General features: G+C 52.2%; 6 protein-coding genes. 3 read left to right on the top strand and 3 right to left on the bottom strand.

All coding sequences use genetic code 11. The annotated features are described in order from the left end of the window. Positions 1-138 precede the first annotated feature (138 nt). Together DK507_RS16415 and DK507_RS16410 are read left to right on the top strand one after the other, a co-directional pair. Positions 139-17097 (top strand): cadherin domain-containing protein, encoded by a 16959-nt coding sequence (locus tag DK507_RS16415; protein ID WP_162559093.1) that lies wholly within the window; start codon positions 139-141, stop codon positions 17095-17097. A 15-nt stretch (positions 17098-17112) separates the two neighbouring features. Then, a complete protein-coding gene (locus tag DK507_RS16410; RefSeq protein ID WP_109357364.1) occupies positions 17113-17625 on the top strand; it encodes a toxin-activating lysine-acyltransferase in 513 nt (170 codons plus the stop codon). A gap of 196 nt (positions 17626-17821) precedes the next feature. Here DK507_RS16410 and DK507_RS16405 read toward each other — a convergent pair whose 3' ends face one another. Continuing rightward, positions 17822-18481 (bottom strand): TVP38/TMEM64 family protein, encoded by a 660-nt coding sequence (locus DK507_RS16405; protein WP_109357363.1) that lies wholly within the window; start codon positions 18479-18481, stop codon positions 17822-17824. Between the two features lie 11 nt (positions 18482-18492). Beyond that, positions 18493-19224, bottom strand: a complete 732-nt coding sequence (locus DK507_RS16400; RefSeq protein WP_109357362.1) for an SDR family NAD(P)-dependent oxidoreductase — start codon at positions 19222-19224, stop codon at positions 18493-18495. 89 nt (positions 19225-19313) lie between these two features. On the opposite strand from DK507_RS16400, the gene DK507_RS16395 reads away from it, so the two are divergent. Further along, positions 19314-19850 (top strand): Crp/Fnr family transcriptional regulator, encoded by a 537-nt coding sequence (locus tag DK507_RS16395; protein ID WP_109357361.1) that lies wholly within the window; start codon positions 19314-19316, stop codon positions 19848-19850. Here the strand turns inward: DK507_RS16395 and DK507_RS16390 are convergent, their stop codons facing one another. Next, positions 19851-21137: an NADH:flavin oxidoreductase/NADH oxidase family protein gene (locus DK507_RS16390; RefSeq protein ID WP_109357360.1), complete on the bottom strand. Its 1287-nt coding sequence runs from the start codon at positions 21135-21137 to the stop codon at positions 19851-19853. It abuts the gene before it with no gap. Positions 21138-21185: the final 48 nt, after the last annotated feature.

Below are 21185 nucleotides of genomic sequence, written 5' to 3'. Positions count from 1 at the left end.
GGCTATGAAACTCCGGATGGGATTAGGCATCCTGGATTTGCCATTGACGCAGATGTTTCTTTGTCAAAAAAGGCTAAATTTGCGGCAGGTTTGGCAGGTCTTGAGAATTCGAATATCTCCAGGCGCTTGGCAAGATATTTGCCAAATCTCAGTGTTGGGGGGGGATTGGCGTTTAATGGCGACGAGACTTTATCCCACTTCGGTTTTGAAATCGGTTTGCCGGGGGTGGTGGATTTTGCCTTCCGTCTGTGGAAAAGAAATCTTACCGCTGTTGGTATCGATCCAGTTCTTGACCTGAATCCAAATATTAGTTTTCTCGTTACTGAATCTGTAGATTTGACGAGAACCTACTCACCAATCGACACTGTGCAGACATTTTCAGGTGAATTTGTTCTTGAGCTGGAGCAGATTCAAGGAACTGTTGGTTTCGAGATAAAACAAGAAATGCGCACATTCGCTGCAATTGTCGATGGTCGTTTGCAAAATGTGGATGCCACTGTCCAAACAATATCAATCACATCTGGGCAGGCTTTTCTTGATCTAGCCAATATACCTTTTCCCGAACTGGGGTTGGGGGTTTCGGTTGATGTGGAGCTGTTCAGAAACCGACAAGATATAGATTTTCAGATTACTGCCGACGGTAGCGTTATTTTGATCGGACCAGATGCGGCGACCAGCGCATGGGCCGAAGAAAATGGCATCGACTTGGCTAATGCCATTGGCGATTATAATAATCAGGAAATAGTAGTATTTGGGTTGCCGAAACTCATCAAGGACAAGGACGTTATAGTCGGGCTTGATGGCGAGAGATATCATTCAAAACGTAAAGAACTTCATGTCTTTGATGTCGATTCTGGCAGTACCTTTGTGCATCTTCAGGGCATCGATTCCAATTCTGTTATTGGTGCCATTGAAATAGCCGCAAACGGCGACAAGACTGCTGTTTTATCTATACAGGGTTCTGCGGATGGAACTGTTCCTGCAAGTATAGTCAAGGTCCAAGACGGTATTGTAACGGAAAATGGGATTGTAATCCAAGGCGCCAGAGCCGACTTAATCAAACGCCATGTGGAAAGTAAAACCGAGGCCGCGACTTCTGGGAAATTTGATCCATCCACTCTATCTGCCGATCCTGAAACTGTGCAACGCACAGCTACTATAAATGGTCGAACTCGCCACATCGTTGTTACTGGAGATCTAACGCATACGTTTGAAGATGATGGCAACTATGACGTCTTTACCGAGAACGGCAATACCGAAATTAAGATCAGGGGGAACCCACTTCCATTTGATTTCTCAGACGTTGGAGGCATCCTTGGTCAACAGCTAGGTTATCGTATTGCAGGCAACAATGTTGTCCTGGGAGTCGGTACGTCTGCGCTGCTCCAAACATTTGGTAACAATCTAGGAGATGCGCTGGATGAAGTGATTGGTGGTGGATCGGTTACCAATGGCATTAATGATGCTTTCCAGTCCTTTGACACAGAACTTCTCTCCAACCTGAAATCTGCTGGTATCGGAGCCGTTTCATCATATCTTACAGCTGAACTTATCGACGTGTTGGGCGCCAATGGTTTTGCGGCAGAACTGTTGAATACGGGCACTGGGGCAGTAATCGGAACGATACTTAATAATCTCGCGACGATTGCAGCCGGTGGACAAGCGGCTCAAGGTGTGACTGCTTTTAGCAATGTTGCTGCAGGCGTGCCGACGGCTGTTGCATCTTTTCTGGGCAACAAACTTGCCAATGAGATCAATAGTTTCGAAACGGTTGGAGGGCAGATTGGTTCCGCAGTGGGCTCTGCATTGTTTGCGATTGATGCTGCTCTTTTTCTCGTCGCTTTCGGACCGAATCCTGTCACTATCGCTATAGCTGCAGCATGGATTGCGATTGGTAATCTTCTTGGTGGCCTAATCGGTTCCATTTTTGGAGGAACTCCGCGGTCAGGGGCGGACGCCACTTGGAATGAAGCTGAAGGCCGATTTGTGGTTGCCAACTCCTATTCTCGCAAAGGGGGATCGAGAGAAACTGCGGAGGCAATGGCAGGTAGTGTTGCCCAAACTCTTAATTTGGTGCTTGAGGCTACAGGTAGTCGGCTTGATAATCCGAATAATATCACCACCGGGAACTACGGCATGCGCAAGTCGGACTTTGTCTATCGTCCGACTTCAACCCGCGATAAAAGCGCTATCACCTATCGCGTATCATCGAAACGGGAAGGTGCATTTGAAAAGATCACCGGATACGGAGTTTATCAAGGGCTAACAGACCCTGATTTCAAGCTCGTTGGCGGTAGTATTTATGTAAAGCGTGCCGTATTCAACAGCTTTGAAGTGGCTGGCGTGAACGCTACTAATTTTGAACAGTCAGTGTTGATTGGAAATATTGCGGCCGCTCAGGCTTATGAAAGTTACCTAGCCAATGACACTGTAATAAACGCTATAGTTTCAGCCGAATCTGATAGCGTTTTTGCGATAGAAACAGCAATTAATCTCGCCCGTGCAGTTGAACTCGGCCTAACCAAACGCCATCGCGCCGACTGGTTTGGTGGCTTTGGAGCCCTACTCGGCGAGGCTGATACAAACATCGCCAATGTCGAGTTCGGTTTTGACTATGATCCGTTCAGTGACCAAGTCTCTCGCCTAATCGGTATTGGTGATTTTGTGATGGGCGACACCATCGACATCGCTGGCCAAACCACCATCGAAGCGACATCCGGTGACGACACAATAACCCTCTCCCATGTTACCCACAATACTGACGGCTTCGCAGTCGCCGGCGGCGCGGGCTACATAACCAACACAACCGGTCTCACGATTAACGGAGAGCTATCCACTGGCGGTGACGTCAACACAGGCGCCAGCGGTGATCTTTCTATTGACGTGGCCGCGACGATTGATGCTGGCGATGGCAATGACACTGTCCATGCCGGGGATCTTGGCAATAATGTCTTTGGCGGCGCTGGTGATGACGTAATTTATGGCGGCAAGCTGGATGACTGGCTGCTTGGTGGTGACGGTAACGACACGCTGAACGCGGGCGGGGCTGCTTCCTACACGCTTGGCGGCAATGGCAATTATCTCAATGGCGGCGCGGGCGATGACTTGCTTATCGGGCGTGAGGGTTCTGACTGGCTTGAGGGCGGTGACGGAACCGATGTGCTGGAAGGCGGTGATGGCGGAGACATATTGGCTGGCGGCGCGGGCGCGGGGGATATCCTGCGCGGCGGGCGCGGGGATGATCAATATCTCTTCCGGCTGGGTGATGTCGGTGCGGTTGGTGTCGGTGATACGACCTATGTTACTGCGGACCGGATTATCGATGAAAGCGGGCTGACGGTTGAAACTGTTGTTGCACAGGCGTTTAACGGTCTTTCGGCCAGCGAAATTAATGGTAATATTGCCGATGCGCTGTCTGGCGACCTGTTCCGCTTTGGTGGTGGCCTGAACAACTGGCGCGGGGGCGGCGCGCAGGTCACATCCAACGGCCGTGCTGCGGGCGGCGAAGATGTTCTGGTATTGGGTCAGGGCATTGGCGTTGATGATATCAAGCTGATCAAATCGGACGATGGCAAGGACCTGATCCTGGAACTGGCCCCAGACGGCGTATTTAACGGCGACCGGGTGGTAATGGAGGACTGGTTCAGCAGCTTTAACAAGGTCGAGACGCTGCGTTTTGCCGACGGCAATGAAATCCGGCTGGCAGACTTTGATACGTTCATTCTGGGCAGCGACGGGTCGGAAACGATTGTCGGTACGGCCGGTAATGACTTTGTCCATGCGGGGTCAGGTGATGATCTGGTCTATCTGCTTTCAGGCAATGATTTCGGCAATGGCGGGCTGGGCAATGACTCGGTTTCCGGCGATAGTGGCGATGATATTGTCGTTGGCGGCAATGGCGATGATTTGCTGTTTGGCGGCTTTGGACAGGATACGGTTAGCGGTGGAACAGGTAATGACCGGCTGACCGGCGATGAGGGCAATGACATATTGTCCGGTGGCGCTGGCAATGACGAGATTATTGGAGGTACCGGTAACGATGTGTTTCGTTTCCAGCGTGGGGATGGTCACGACACGCTGATTGACGCGCTGACTGATGAGTGGGATGTGGCCTGGGTCTCTGGTCAGGGTGGCCAGAACGGATATGTTGTCGGGACTGACGGGTCGATTACGCACCCGACGCATGGCACCATATTTGATGGTGAAAACTGGTCAGCAACTACGCGTTACGACATAGAAACCGGCACGCTTTATGTGCATCAGCCTGCCGATGCAGATGCGATTGTCACTAGCGCCGGGTCGGACATCCTGGAATTTGGCCTGGGCATCGACATCAATGATATCCAGTTCGCCGCAGCCAATGGTGGTAAAGACCTGGTGATTGGGATTGAATCCTCTGGAGCCACGGTTAACAGCTTTTCCAGCCTGGATGATACTATTACCCTTAAGGAATGGGGACCGTCCGGTAATGCCGGAGCCACAGGTTCTATCGAAACATTTGTGTTCTTCAACACAGGTGCAGTCGATGTGGCCAGCATGTCGCTTAGTGCAGGAACGGACGGCGACGACGGGAATTTGATCGGAAGTCCGGCGCTTGCGAACTGGATCACCGGCGGTGCTGGCGATGATGTCATTACCGGCGGCGGGCTCAACGACATCATAAACGGCAATAGCGGTCAAGACCGGTTGATTGGTCTTGTCGGGTCAGACGTTCTGCTCGGCGGTGCGGGCAATGATGTGCTTATTGGCGGTGCCGGTGGCACACGTGATGGCGCTCCGGCGGGCGATATTCTGATTGGTGGACTTGGCTTGGACACAGCAAGTTATGAAACTGCGGCTACCGGTGTAACCGTATCATTGACGCAGAATATTGCTGCAACTGGTGATGCTGCCGGTGATGTGTTTGACAGTATTGAAAACCTCACCGGTTCCGATTTTGCAGATAGTCTGGAAGGGGACGCCGGCGAAAACGACCTTACAGGAGGCAAGGGCGACGACATATTGAAGGGCGCTTCCGGAGATGACCTTTACGTGTTCGGTCGCGGCGATGGTGAAGACACTATTGATGATCATTTGGTGGCCTCGGAAAATATCATCGTCGATGATAATGGTAATTTGCAACCACCTTATGTTTCCAACTTCGATTTAATCGACAATGAATTGGGTCTGTATCGGTTTGACCATATCGTCACGAATTCTGACACCGGCGAGATAGTCTATCGTAAGGAGAGTGTGGGCTATAACTACCGCAACGTTCAGACACCTACAACTTTTGCAGCTGATGGTTGGGTCGATGGAATTACGGTCACCGGCAACAAAGTTGCTGAGGTGGCGACTTTTGCAGACGCTGGTAGTGATACGATTTTGTTTGAAGATTATACCGGTAATGCCGGTGTTACGGGCGACGCGGCAATCGGCCTTGCTGATCTGGGTTTCCATTTCAGTGGTGATGATCTTGTAATAACTCTGATTGGCAGCACAACTGACAAAGTCCGGATCAAGAATTTCCGCAGCGGTGCTGCAATCAATGCCAATCAAGCTGTGGAAACGATCCAGTTTTCTGATGGCTCATCCTTTGACCTGTCCGGTCTAAAATTCGATGCCTCTGGCAACTTGTTAACATCGAGTACCGATACATCAGAAAACCCGATCGATGAATTCCTGGTGGGTACATCCGGTTTTGGCGGTGTAATAACTTTGCCCGGTTCTGGCGGGCCGATCAGCTTCCCCGGAGGGCTCTCACTGAGCAGTACGATTGGTGGCGGTCTTGTATTGGGTTCTGGTATTGATACGCTGACGGGCGGCTTTGGAAATGATACTCTTTCCGGATTGGACGGCAATGATACGCTCCATGGCGGCGACGGTGATGACCTTCTTTCCGGCGGACTCGGAGCGGACAATATAGATGGCGGTGCGGGCGTAGATACCGTCACATATGTAAGTTCGGATGCAGCAATTGACATTAATCTGGGGACAACGGCAGCCTCGGCAATAATTGCGAATAGCGAATCCAGTGGCGATCAGCTGACCGGAATAGAAAATGCCCTTGGCTCACATTATGCAGACACGATTACCGGCAATGCTGATGACAATATTCTCAAGGGGAATAGGGGAGATGACACCCTCACTGGCCTGACAGGCGCCGACGTTCTGGTCGGCGATGATGGCGATGATACGCTGGATGGCGGCGTGGGCGAAGATAATCTGGATGGCGGTGATGGCAATGATCTGATCAAAGGTGGTGCTGATAAAGACGTACTGGCAGGCGGCGAAGGCAATGACATATTGCTGGGCGATGACGGTGTCGGTGCGGATGATCAGCTGATCGGTGGCGCCGGGGTTGACCGTTTGGATGGCGGAGCAGGCAATGACGTGCTGCTTGGCGGTGATGGTGATGACTCTTCTTCCATTCTGATTTCAGCTGGCGCAGGTTCTCAGACAACACTCGCGGCCGGTCTTTACGGCGGCGACGGTGATGATATTTTGGACGGTGGTGCTGGCGATGATACACTAGACGGCGGGCTGGGTGCTGACCAATATTTATTCGGCCGAAATAGTGGTAACGATACCGTTATAACTGGTGGTGGTAATGACGAGCTCGTCTTCAACGATATTACTTCCGATCAGCTTTGGTTTAGCGAAGTCCCCAACGGGACGTCGGGCAATTTTAACCTGGTTATTACTGCTATTGGTCAAGGCACTTCCGTAACAGTCGAAAACTGGCGAACCTATTCGAACAACCAGTCTAATCAGGCACGTCGGGTTATAGCTTCCGACAAGGTACTTGCTGGCAGTGATGTCGCAGCACTTGTTTCGGCGATGAATGCGCATAGTACATCTGTACCCGGTGAATGGCCGACAAGTCCTGGTGAGACTTTCCTTAATGTATATGAAGCCGCTTGGCAGGACTTTTCCGAATATGAAGATAGAGCCACCATATTGGGCACAGCGAACGGTGACACGATAAACGTTGATCCGACTTTAGTTGGCGGAGTGCGGTATGAAGCACTTGCCGGAGATGATATTGTCAATGCTGGGATTACCGATGATATTCTAGTTGGTGGTGCGGGTGCAGATACATTAAATGGTGGGGCAGGTGACGACCAATTCCTGTTCGCAACCGACACAGGATACGATAATATCGACGGTGGAGAAGGTTATGACAGCCTGGTGGCGACGCAAAATGGCGCGCGAATTTATATTCAGTCACTGGCCAACGTTGAAGCAATTTCTGCGGGTTCATTCACTGACGTTGAACTACATATATCGACCGGTAGCACGCTGGATTTGAGCAACGTGGCAATCGATGGTGCTCTCACCATCGTTGGCAATAATGGTGACGAAATAGTTACCGGGACGGCAGGAGATGATGTCATTCGTGGCTTGGATGGTGCTGATACTTTGAACGGCGGTCAAGGAGACGATATCCTGCGCGGTGGCACTGGCAGTAACATTGTGGATGGAGGAGAGGGTGTTGATACATATGATGCAAGGGATATTACTACGCCCGGGTTTATAATTGCGCCGGGTGCGTTAGTTGATAACCCGAACGGCATTCATATCACCGGGCCGGATGCTACTATTGCGAATCTTTTCCTTCCTAACCCATCCAATGACACCAGTAGTTTCGTAAATATCGAAAATATAGTCGGCGGAACAAACGATGATTTCATTTTTGGTTCTGACGAAGCAAATATCCTTGATGGGTATAACGGCAACGACATGATTGATGGTGGTGCTGGCGATGACATATTAATCGGTGGTGCTGGAAGTCTGGGAGATGCCCTTAGTGGTGGTGCGGGGAATGATACCGCAAGCTATGTGACTATGACAGACGCCTTTGGTGCAGCTACGGCCGATGCCTCGACTGGCATCATAATCGACGGTGTGCGCGCAAACCTCGCGGCCAACAGTTCAACTGACTCGACATCACCGCCGACGACTAGGGCCTCACAGGGTGATGCGCATGGCGACTGGTATCATGAGATCGAAAATCTGACGGGATCAAAATTCAACGATCTGTTGACGGGCGATGCCAATAACAACGAACTGACCGGCGGCGGCGGAGATGATGCGCTTTATGGTGGTGCAGGATTTGATACGGCAGTCTTTTCCGGAAAACGGTCCGATTATTCCATCAACACAGGCGCGATCACAACTGTTACGGATTTGCGGACCGGAAGTACCAGTCTGATAACCGACGGCACAGACAAGCTGCAGAATATCGAATCTATTCGCTTTACGGACATGACCATAAGTCTTGGTATTGACCCGAACAATCAACCGATACTCGGTGAACCTCAGATGGTTGATCAGGTTTGGGAAGACGGTGTTCTCGCAAACTACACCATTCCTGAGACGGCCTTTATCGATCTTGATCTGGGTGACGCACTGGTCTTTACAGCATCACTTTCAGACGACAGCGCAATCCCGGCCTGGCTTAATTTCAATGTAACAACTCAAACCTTTACGGGTACACCTCCTCTTTCAGCCGTTGGATCAGTTCTAGAGGTCAAGGTTACTGCAACGGATCAGGGTTATTCGATTTCTGATAACTTCCTGATTACTATTTCCGAAGCACTGGGAAGTGATATTGTCGGAACGACTGGCGATGACATACAGGCGGGTACGTTCCGGCGGGAAACGATGATCGGTCTTGCGGGGAATGATATTTTTGCCGGATCCGCTGGTGCAGACATTATTGATGGCGGTGCGGGCACTGACAAGGTTGATTATTCGGCATCACTAGCGGCGATTACGGTCGATCTGGGTATCGGAACCGGCAGTGGCGGCGATGCTGAGGGTGACCAGTTTGTAGCTATCGAAAGCGCATTGGGTTCTGCCTTTGGCGACAATATTATCGGCACAGATGGCGGCGACACCCTTGATGGCGGTTCAGGCGGCGCCGACCGCATTGACGGCGGTGCGGGCGATGACCTCATCAAAGGCGGTGACGGAGAAGATACACTGCTTGGCGGTGCAGGAAACGATACTATTTACGCGCGCGCGCGTAATGATGGATCACTGGAAGACGTGATCGACGGCGGAAATGGCGTTGATGAATTGCGTTTGACCGATAGTATCTTCGGAGCGATTGTTGACCTTTCGAATGATGGGATCAGCCCGATATCGATTGAGCATGTCGTTGGTTCCAACTTCAATGATATAATCACCGGTAACGGGTACAGCAATATTCTCAACGGCGGCTTGGGCGACGATAATGTCGCTGGCGGTCGCGGAAATGACCAGGTTAACGGCGATGCTGGTAACGATATACTTTCGGGCGATAGTGGCGATGATATTCTGCGTGGTGGTGCAGGAAATGACCGGCTGATTGGCGGCAGTGGAGCGGATCAGCTATATGGCGACAGTGGAATAGATACAGTAGACTATCGCGCATCCCTCGCTGGAGTTTCGGTTAATCTAACCACCAACGCGACCAGCGGAGGAGATGCGCAAGGCGATGTCATCGCTAATCTTTCCATCGAGAATATCGATGGTTCTGATTTTGATGACTCACTGACGGGTTCGATTGTAAACAACGTGCTGAACGGGTTTGCTGGCGATGATAGGCTTCAGGGCGGCGAAGGAGATGACACTCTTGATGGAGGCGAAGGTGTCGATACTGCTGTGTATAGTGGCAATCGTTCCGACTATCTGATTGACAGTGTAAACAAGACAATAACCGATATCAATCTTGCAAACGGGAATGATGGTGTAGACACATATGTCGATCTCGAATTTGTCGAGTTTTCTGGGGGAGAAACTGTCGAGTTAGCAAATGCAGGCAACTTGGCGCCAGTTACCGGCACGCCAGGTCTTGCAGACCAGTTATGGATCGACAACGCGGATTTTGTTTATACAATACCGACATCCGCCTTCACCGATACGGATGGCAATCAAACCGATCCCTATGATGGATTGAGTTTTGTTGCCACGCTCGCCGACGGCTCAGCTCTGCCGTCGTGGTTGACGTTTGACCCAACCGGCAAGACTTTTGGCTATTCCAGTGAATCGGCGGCTATTGGTTCCAATCTCAACGTACGGGTCACGGCATCCGACGGCATTTCGTCCATCTTCGCAGACTTCAACATTTCAATCATCGAGGGGCCAGGCGAGACGATAGTAGGCACGGTAGCTGGCGAAACCATCGAAGGAACGTTCCGGGCAGAAGCGATTAACGCGCTGGATGGGGATGACGTGGTTATGGGCTCTCTCGGAGCAGATATGATCGATGGCGGTGCGGGCACGGATACCGCCGACTACCTGAATTCTGCAGCAGGTGTGACAATCGGTCTGGACGGAGGTGTCGGCAGTGGCGGTCAGGCGGAAGGTGATACCCTTGTCAGCATTGAACGGCTGCACGGCTCGCAATTGGCCGATAGTCTTAATGGTTCTGCCGCTGACGATATTCTTGATGGTCGTGACGGTGATGACATACTGGATGGCGGGGATGGTAACGATACAATCCTTGGAGATGGCGGCAATGACACTCTATATGGCGGAGCGGGCGACGATAATCTGATCGGCGGAGCGGGTGCTGACGCATTCTTCGGCGGTTCTGGCTCTGACTATGCGAATTACTACTATTCTGGTCTGACGGCGGAACAAGTGGTTGTGAGTCAAGGCGTAACTGCCGATCTTGGCAATGCATCCGCCAATACCGGATTTGCAGCCGGTGACACCTACGATGGAATAGAAAAGCTATTCGGCACTGCATTTGACGATAATCTGTTTGGCGATGCCAATGGCAACACCATCAGGGGCGCTGAAGGCAGCGACCTGCTCTTTGGCCGCGCTGGAGGCGATTATCTGGATGGCGGAGATGGTGCAGATACCCTTGATGGCGGCATTGGCGCTGATATCATTCTAGGTGGATTGGGCAACGACCTTATCCATGCGCTTGTCGTTGGAGAGGACACAATTGATGGTGGCGAGGGCATCGATACCGTTAGTTTTGCAGCCACTTCCGCGGCACTGTCGATTGATATCGACAATCCAGCGCATAAACTAACCAGCATTGAAAATATCGTCGGTGGCACTGGCAATGATAATGTTCTGGGCAATGCAGCGGCCAACCAGATAGATGGTGGTGCCGGTAACGATACGATCGAAGGTGGCGCAGGCGCTGATATTTTGAATGGTGGGAGCGGCGTTGATACATTGACCTACGCCGGCTCAGTGACTGGAACCACTTTTATGTCCGGCCTTATCGGTGCGTCGTCAGTCAATGGCGTTGTTATCGCAGCCGAGGTTGATCGGGTGTTGGACGGCGTCGATGTCAACATTCAAACCAACAGCGCAAACGGAGCCGATGCGACTGGTGATATAATTTCGGGCTTCGAAATGCTGGTCGGGTCAAGCCACTCGGATCGCTTGCATGGTACTGACGGCAACAGCGAAGTTCACGGTGGCGCAGGTAATGACGTTGTCTACGGCGGTGCAGGGGACGATACGCTCCATGGCGGTTCAGGGGATGATTTCATCTTCGGTGAAGCCGGCGCTGATATGATTTATGGCGGTGATGGCGACGATCGCCTATTTGGCGAAGGTGACAGCGATAGTCTGCACGGCGGAGCCGGTAACGATATCCTGGATGCCGGCGATGCTGGTGATATGCTGGATGGTGGAACGGGAGATGACATTCTGATCGGCGGTGCTGGTGATGATCAATATTTCCTCACCAAAACCAGCGGTTCGGACATTATTTACAACTATGATTCCAGTGCTGCATTGGCGCTGGACCTGCAAGATGTTGTTCAATATTCTGCCGACATAACAAAATCCGATATCTGGTTCACCAAGGAAGCAGGAACAAAAGACTTGCGCGTCAAGGTCTTAGGTGAACCGTCTCAGGTCATTATCAAAGACTGGTTTGTTAATACCACGGCAGGTGACTTCACCAATGCTGGTGCGCAATTTGTATTGCGGATGTTTATTGCCGGTGAATCCACTGCGACGACCGTCGACAGTCTTTCGCAACTGCTCACGACAATGGCGGCCATCCCTGAGCCCACCAGTCTGACAGAATTAACACCTGCGCAACAGGATGCGATCAACGACGCATGGATTCTCAATACGCCGCCTACCATAGTGGCCGATGCCAATAATCCGACTGAGCTCGATGAAGACGGTACAGCGGTTCTTTACTTCGATGTCGAGGACAGCGGGCAGACACCGCTGGCATCCATTCAGGTTCTGCCCGGGCAAAGCGGAGCGGTTGAAATTGTATCCATAGATCTTGTGCCTGGCGCTGGAAATGAGGGACGTCGCAAAGTGACTGTTCGCGGCCTTCCCGATGCCAGTGGTGCTGGATCGATCATGCTGACAGCCTCTGACAGTATATTTGACTCCACACCTCTTGCCGTGCCGCTAACTGTAAATGCGGTTGCTGATGGCGTCACGATCGGTGCGCTTGGCGATGTCGGCGGCAATGCCGATACCGTGATCAATCTACCCCCAATTTCCGCCGGACTGATTGATGATGACGGTTCCGAAGTCATCGATTATTTGAATGTCGCGGGTATTCCCGCAGGCGCGATATTGTCAGACGGCACGAACAGCTTCACCGCAACTGGCGGCTCGACCTCGGTTGACGTCAAAGACTGGGATCTGGCAGCGCTTCGGATAACACCGCCCTTGGGCAGTGCCGCTGATTTCTCACTTAATATTAGCACTCGTTCGCGAGAAACCAGCAATGGCGCCGTATCGACCGATAGCACGCAAACAATTGCTGTCAGTGTTAATGGCGCGCCCACAGCTATTGGCGTGGCACCTTCGCCCTTTGATGAAAATGCTGTGGGCGTTGGTTCCGGTGGAACGCTGGTGGCGACTCTGTCCGCAACTGATCCTGATGGAACAGCAGGCCTGACCTATGCTATCGATGGCGGTCCGCAGGCGTCCAAATTCCGTGTGGAGGGCAATCTTCTCTATCTCGCTGACGGTCAATCTCTCGACTATGAAGCGGGCGATGCACTCGTCAATATTCGTGTTACTGACAGCGATGGGCTCAGCTTTGCCCGCAGCAATATCGCTATCCGTCCGGTGGATTTGAATGAAGCACCGACGACCCCGAGTTCGACGAGCTCCACTATAGTATTTGACGAAAATCAGATTGGCGATACCGGCGTTCGTTTCTCCTCCACCGATCCCGATGGCGACCCGGTTTCCTATGTTTTCTCTGCAACCGGGACCGCAACAAATGGCAAATATTCCATCCAGAATGGTAACCAGCTGTGGGTGTCTTCGGCACTTGATTATGAAAACGACGCCAATGGTTCGTTCGGCATTGTCGCAACAGCGAATGGCCAAACTTCGGCGGCGATTACGCAGAATGTGACAATCCGAAATATCAATGAAGCGCCGGTATTGACCGGCGGTGCGACTGCAAGCGTTGCGGAAGGCTCTGCGGGGGGCACGGTACTGAAGACATTGACGTCAACAGACCCTGACCAGAATGGGATTGCATTTGGTGAAACAGGTCATGTCTACTCCATAGCTTCGGGTGACACGAGCCGGTTCGAGATTGTCGGTAACCAGTTGCGGGTCAAGGCGGGTGTAGTATTCGATTATGAAGCCGCCACCAGCTATAATCTGACGCTGCGGGTCCGGGACAACAACGGCAATAGCGGGACGCTGTCCGATGATCAGGCGTTCACGGTCAATATTACGAATGTCAACGAAAGCCCCTATAGCCTGGTTGACGTCAATGCATCCTATGGTTCGGGCGCGAGCGGCGTCGTTGGCCAGATTAGCGATGGTGCTACTGCTGGCGTACTCGCAGGGATCACCGCCAGAGCGACGGACCCGGATGGCGATACGCTAAGCTACGCGATTGTAGGAGGGAATACCGGCGACTGGTTTACGATTAACTCCAGCACCGGTGTAGTATCCGTGAAGAGCGGCAGAACCGTGCAATATGAATCGACGACCAATGGTCAGGTGACTCTCAATATCAGAGCGTCCGATGGTTCGCTAACCGTGCAGAACAATAATCTCACCATCAATGTCCTCGATGTTAACGAGACGCCGACGTTCACATCCGCTGCGTCTGCTTCGATAAGCGAAACGGCGGCTGGTGGTAGCTTTGTTCATACCATAACCACGGGCGATCCCGACAAGGATGCAGCGTTGTTCGGTGAGGCTGGGCATGTGCTCTCCATAGCCGGGGGCAGCAGTCTGTTCGAGATTGTCGGTAACCAGTTGCGGACCAAATCGGGTACGGTTCTTGACTATGACAATCCTGTCAACAGGACCCACAATCTGACGTTGCAGGTGCGCGATAACAACGGTGCTTCCGGGTACAAGTTTGCCAACCAGGCATTTACCGTCAATGTCACCAACGTCAATGAGAAGCCAAGTACACCCAACGCGTTTAGCGCCAACGTCTATGAGAATAACAGCGGTGTATTGCTGACATTTGGCGGATCGGTGGATCCGGAAGGTCAGGGAATTACCTACAGCTTCGCATCGGGCGGTAATCCGGGCGGGTTGTTCAGTATCAATGGTTCCGGACAACTGGTCCTGAATTCGGCGCTGGATTACGAAGCCAGACCAGCGGCCTTCTCTGCCGGCTATGCCGATGTTAAAGTGGTTGCGACCACGGCTAGTGGTCCGGTGTCAAGTGTAAGGACCGGACGGATCACCTTGCTGAATGTGAATGAAGCCCCCGGCACCCCGTCCCAACCCGGCAATGCAAGCATCGCGGAGAATGCAACCGGCTATGCCGGCGTAACGTTTACGGGCGCGACTGATCCGGATGGCGATCCTGTATCCTACGTGTTTGCCAATAGCAGCACGGTGTCGGGTAAGTTTGAAATCAAGAATGGCAACCAGTTGCACGTAAGGTCAGCCTTCAACTATGAGGCAACGCCGACGGCGGCTGTTCCGACCGTCTACGCTTATGCCAATGGCCAACGCAGTGCCAGCGGACGTTCGCTGACGCTGAATGTCGGTAATGTGGATGATAATCTGCCGACAGCCGGTGGAATTTCATTTGCCACGGGAATCACAGGCACAATCGCAGAGAAGAGTCACATTGTTGGTCATTTGATAGCCACAGTATCAGCGAGTGACGAAGATGGGGATGCGATCAGTTTTTCAATAGTTGGTGGAAATCCGACGGGCGCGCTAAATCTCAATTCTACCGACGGACAACTTACCATAGGGGCAGGATTTAACTACGAGGCGCTTGGGGGTGTTAGCAACATAGGGGTTGATCCCGCCATACCTTTCTCCATTACGATTCGAGCGGCTCAGGTTAATGATAGCAGCCGATTTGTAGATCAGGTTTTGAACCTTACCATTGAAGATATCTCGATTGTCAACACCGTTATCAACAGTGTTGGTTCGCCCCCCGTTGGAGTCTCTGTGCTTTCCGGAAACCTGCTGATGGAAAGGTATTATCACGAGTATAACGAGCCACAGTTTGAAGAAACTATCGACGACTGGACTCTGCGGCGGGATAATGATCTAAGTGGAACAATTTCTGCAGGGGATGTGACGCTTGTATCAGAATCTAGGGATTATGAAACTGGCGCACCCTATCTGGCACCAGGCTACAGCTGGGAGGGAGACTGGTGGTATAGTAGGCTTCTCCAACAACTTCCCCCCATCGTTTTCGACCTCGACGGCACAGGCATTCGCGCCGCTGATATCACCGTATCTTTCGACATCGACGGCGATGGCACGAAGGATCAAACCGGCTGGATCGGCGGCGGACAAGGCTTCCTCGCGCTGGATCGCGATGGCGATGGCCTGATCACGCACGGCGCGGAAATATCCTTCATTCAGGACCTCCCGGGTGCCCGAACCGATCTCGAAGGCCTGAGCGCCTTCGATAGCAATGGCGACAACGTATTTGATGCCCAAGACGCGCGCTTCGGCGAGTTTCTGGTTTGGCAGGATGCCAATGAAAATGGCATTTCAGAAGCCGGGGAATTACTGTCCTTGCCCGATGCCGGGATCGTCAGCATTGCACTGGTCGGCACGTCGCAGCAGCAATCGGATGAAGGCAATATCGGCATCCTTGGTACCTCCACCTTCACCCGCACCGATGGCACCACCGCGGCGGTCGGCGATGTGGCACTGCGTTGGGAGCGCATCTCCGAACCGGCTGTAACGCAATTCCCGTCGAACACGGTTTTCGCCCTCGATGCGGATGGCAATGGCATAATTGATCCGACCACCGAAACCCTCACATTTGCTCAGGCCATGAATGGCTTTGATAGCGACGGTGATGGCCAGTTTACCGCCGCTGATGAACGTTATTACGATTTGCGTATCTGGAGTGATGCCAATGATAATGGCCGTGCGGAGGTAACAGAACTCTTCGGCCTGGATCGCCTGCTTCCAACGGAAACAACAGGCGGCGTTCCATCAGCAGACCCTGCCAATCAGCCCGAACCATCTGTTCCTGTAACGGACGAACCTTCGCCGGCTGAACCTCAAGGAAATGGAGAGGGTGGCAATTCGGTTACCACGCTCACCGACCCGAATCGCAGTCCGGCACAAAAAATGGAACCCGCCGAAACTTCAGGAATGCCAACGCGCAGAGATCTGTTAAACGGTATGTCACACAATCATATCGGAAGAGGCGTTCTGGGCGCCGCATCGGAAGGCTATATGCTTCGTCAGGCTTATGTCGAAAATGATGGCGCTATTCCTATGGACAAGACATCGCTATCGGCCAGCAGCCCTGCAAGCACTTCGATTCCATCGGAGGCCGAAAACGGCAACACCGAAGCTGCAGATCTCAATGCTCTGCGAGCCGGTTTGTACAAGCGAGAGCTGCTAGGTTTGGCTGATACATCGCTGGATATCCCTGCGGACCAAGATATATTCGACTATTTTGATGAAAGCGTTCCCGCAACAGCGGATATGGTTGAAAGGGTCAGGGTCGCAAATACCGATCTATCAGGGATCGGTGCAGCCGAAGCTGCAAGGGATTATTCAAGTGATCCGGCAACTTCTGATGGAGATGCACTGAAAATTGCCTTGATGACACAGGATATGACCACATTTGGCGTGACATCTGCGGCAGAAACCATGAAAGAGCGTGATCGTAACCCCGTTCCGCTCGATTATTTTGCGGCCTGATGCTAGGATTTCTGAATGACTGAAACTGCCGAACAAGAATCCGCTCCCACGATAAGCCATTTGCTTGGTGAAATGACCTGGCTTCTGACGCAATCGCCGCTTCATAAGGCAATGCAGATTGGTGATTTGGAATGGCTGTGTATGCCAGCCCTGATAAACCAGCAATTTTATCTGTTCCGAGATGGCGATCAGCCTGTTGGCCTCGCATTATGGGCTAAATGCAATGAAGCGGCTGAAAAGAAGCTGGAAGGCGGTATGATAGAGCCGGAAAACAGATTGACGCTGGAAGAATGGACCAGTGGTGACAATGTTTGGTTGGTAGATCTTATTGCGCCATTTGCGACCAATCAGAACAAGCAGCGGGAGGTGATGATTGCCGATCTGATTTCTGGCCCCCTCAAGGGACAAGCGTTCAACTTCCATCAGACAGACCCCAATACCGGGGAGCGTATAGTGCAAACAATAGATGCTGATGCCGGAGACAAACTTAAAGCCGTGATTGAAGCTGCTGGGGCTACCAAGCAATAGCTGGGATCATATTAGCGATATTTCGTCGTGCCCCTGATTGGTTTCAAGCTCCTATCCAGCATCACCAGCTGTCGAAGAAGAGAGCAGCGCTAAGGAAGAAATATTTTCCCGCACGTGTCGCAGGTCATGCGCTTGCTCAGGATTTTACGCCAGTAATCATCGGTTGGAAGCTAATTCGCACGGCGCGTGTCTTGATTCAGTTGACGGTTTCTATCGTTTGGCGGCGTTGATAGATAAACCAGCCAATCCATAGGACTGTATATAATCCCAGCGCTGCAAAAATCGCCGGCTTGGGATCATTCAAACTACTGATCGAACCCGCATAGGCAGCAATTCCAACATAGGGAACGGTGCCAAGAGCGTAGAAGGTCAGGTATCGCATCAGCGGCATACGAGTTACGCCGGCCATGCAAGCGGTGACTTCAGGGATCATCGGAGCTGATCTGGCGAGCGTGATCATCGCCGGGCCGCTTTGTGCAAAGGCCTTGGCCATTTTGCTGCGTTCTTCCTCGTCCTTGACGAGAAAAGCTAGCGCCCGGTCACCATAGCGCTGGCTGATTGCATAGCCGGCCAGCACCGCCAACGTTGTGCCCGTAAGCGCCGATGCCATGCCGAGTGGAAAGCCAAGAAAATAACCAGCAAGCAAGGTGATGGTCAGGGTTGGGACAGCGACAAACAGATCAATGAAAAGCAGTAGCACCACGGCGGCGATTACATAGGTCGGATCAACTTGTTGCGCTTGTTCGAGCAGCCAGCGGACGTTCTCGACGGTCAATATTCCTAGCACCCGGCCCAGTATAAAGGTGGATGCAAAAATAAGAGTCAGGATCGCCATGACTTTAAGAAGTGGTTTCATTATCTATTCCTTTAACCAGATTTCATGATTTTACGAGCGAGACCGGGCATGAACCGGGCAATAGGACGTAAAAGTTTGACTTTGCCGATATCGATGTCGGCTTTTCGTGCAGCAATGCCTTTGATGATGTCGCTTGCCACCTTGTCCGGCGGGAGCTTGCCATCGCCGCGACCGGCGGTCATCGCCGTGTCGATCAGCGGCAGGAAGGCCTGCATTACCGCAACATCTGTCTGCTCCAATTGATTCTGCAACGCCTGGGAGAAAATATTCAAAGCGCCTTTGGTCGCGCAATATATGGCGGAGCTTGTTTTGGGGACCAATCCAAGCCCTGAATTCACGTTGAGAATGAATGGATTACTACCATTGAGTAGGGCAGGGAGTAGCAGATAGCAAAGCTGTGTAGGGGTAGTGAAATTGGTGGCGATTTCATTGGCGATCTGACTATAATCAAACTCATCATCGAGAAAACTGGGCGTATATTGCAAAGCCGCATTGTTGATCAGACCATCAATGGCAGGAAAGCCTGCAATCAAATCGAACGCTGCCTGTTTAACGGCCATTTCGTCGGACAGGTCGGCCTTGAAGATGGCGATTTCGGGATAGTTGCTTTTGAGCTGGTCCAAAGCCGCAGAGGGTCTGGCGATGACAATGATTTCATTGTCGGACGCCAGCTGCCGGACGAGCTCCAGCCCAAGGCCCGACGCGCCACCGGTAATCGCTATCCGTTTGCCGCTGATCGTCATGGTTTTTCCTCTATTCCTAAAATGATTAGCACTGTGTTGAAGGCGCTGTTACGCTAAGAGGACGGAGCCGTAATTAACCTGGGTTAAAAGTGATTCAGTTTTCTCAATTTCTCGAAACGTACGGAAAACCGGTTCAGGCAGAAGCCGAAGAGCATCTATTCCGGCAAGGAGAAGATCATGGCTGGCTTTACGCCGTGCGGCAGGGGTTGTTAAAAGCCTATTATCTGTCGGGGGAGGGCAAGGAGCATATAAAATCCTTCATTCAGCCCGGGGATTTTATCGGCAGCCTGACCGCTAGCTATGCCGGGCAGAGCTCATCCTTCAGTTTGGTCTGCCTGCAGCCGGCTGAGTTGATCCGTTTGGATTTCAATCAAATCTATGCGGCAAGCCGGGACAATGCCAATATTGCCGGGGTGGTGGTGGATTTCCTACTCGCTTTTGCGATGAAAAAGGAACGGCGGGAATATGAACTTCTGTGCCTGTCGGCTGAAGACCGCTATCGGGAGTTGCTGAAAACCACTCCGCATATCATGGATATGGTCACACAAAATGAAATTGCGCTCTATTTGGGTGTGACTCCGGTTGGGCTGAGCCGGATCAAAAAGCGGGTGGCCGATGCAAGTTGATCAGCTCCGAGCTGCCATGATCTGCTTGTTACGAGCTTCCACCGCACGAAAACCTTTGAAGACACTGAGCCCGGGATCGGTTTTTCCACTTTTGCCGATGTTGAACAGCTGCTCGTAAAACCAATAGATGGTTGCGAACCCATCGACAGCCTTGACTATCTGGAACCGTTTGAGAAAACCGAGCCAATCGGGAATGAGTTGCAACGTATTTTCATAGCGTGGCAACTCGCCCAGCCCTGAAAGCAATTGTTTGGGCGCGTCGGTCATGACGCACATAGGCCTACCGAGACCGATCAGATCAGCAGCTCCGCCAGACAAGGCCTGTTCCATCGCAGCACGGGTGCGAAAACCGCCGGTAACCATAAGGGGAACTTTAACCGACGCCTGCATGGCTTTGGCAAAATCGACAAAATAGGCCTCGCGAGCCTGTGTGGACGGTGCGACATTCTGTTCCTCTTTTTCTTCCAGACCGTCTGCGCCCATCAATGCCGGCTGTTCATAGGTGCCGCCCGAAATCTCGATCAGGTCAACGCTGGCTGCTTCTAGCCATTGAACGACCTGCAAACTGTCCTCAAAGGCAAAGCCGCCTTTCTGGAAATCGGCACTGTTAAGTTTGACCGAAATCGGAAAACCAGGACCCACTGCAGCACGTACCTTGGCGACTGCCGATAAAAGAAAGCGTGCCCGGTTTTCCAGACTGCCGCCATATTCATCAGTGCGCTGGTTGGCCCGAGGGCTTAGGAAACTGCTCAGCAAATAGCCATGAGCCGAATGAATTTGCGCACCGGTAAAGCCTGCATCCTGACAGGTCTTCGCTGCCAGCGCGAAACGATCAACCAGATCCTCAATCTCAGGGACCGTCAGCGCGACGGGTTGGCCAAACTGGCCGCCGGGCAGGCCGAGCTTGACTGCGGAGGGCGCTTTGGGATGCTTATTGACATTGCTCTGGGTCTGTCGTCCGGCATGGCTGATCTGGGCCCAGAAATGATTGCCATTGCGTGTGGCAATATCCGCCCAGCTTTTCAAAGCAGCCATCATCGCCTGATCAGCAGGCTTATCGATCACGACATTGCCGGGGCGCTCCAAGTGATCCCGGTCAATCTGGATATTTCCGCTCAGCAACATGCCAGCGCCGCCGTCAGACCAGATACCGTAAAGTCGTTCCAGTTCCGGGGTCGGAACGCCGTCAGGAGTGCCCATTCCTTCGGTCATGGCACCCTTGCCGATACGATTGGGCAGGACAGCACCGCAAGGTAGTGTGAGCGGATCGGCAAGTGTGATGGTCATGGTAGAAGCCCCGTTAATTACATTGCGAATAGAAACTGATTCTGTCTT

The sequence above is a fragment of the Sphingorhabdus sp. EL138 genome (genome assembly GCF_900258045.1).
Lineage (GTDB): Bacteria > Pseudomonadota > Alphaproteobacteria > Sphingomonadales > Sphingomonadaceae > Parasphingorhabdus.
Note: the sequence above shows the minus strand (reverse complement) of the source record. Positions and strands in the feature narration are given on the sequence as shown.

Coding starts and splice junctions, on each gene's coding strand:
- DK507_RS16405 (WP_109357363.1), bottom strand. CDS start 18,481: ATGAAACCACTTCTTAAAGTCATGGCGATCCTGACTCTTATTTTTGCA.
- DK507_RS16390 (WP_109357360.1), bottom strand. CDS start 21,137: ATGACCATCACACTTGCCGATCCGCTCACACTACCTTGCGGTGCTGTC.
- DK507_RS16410 (WP_109357364.1), top strand. CDS start 17,113: ATGACTGAAACTGCCGAACAAGAATCCGCTCCCACGATAAGCCATTTG.
- DK507_RS16400 (WP_109357362.1), bottom strand. CDS start 19,224: ATGACGATCAGCGGCAAACGGATAGCGATTACCGGTGGCGCGTCGGGC.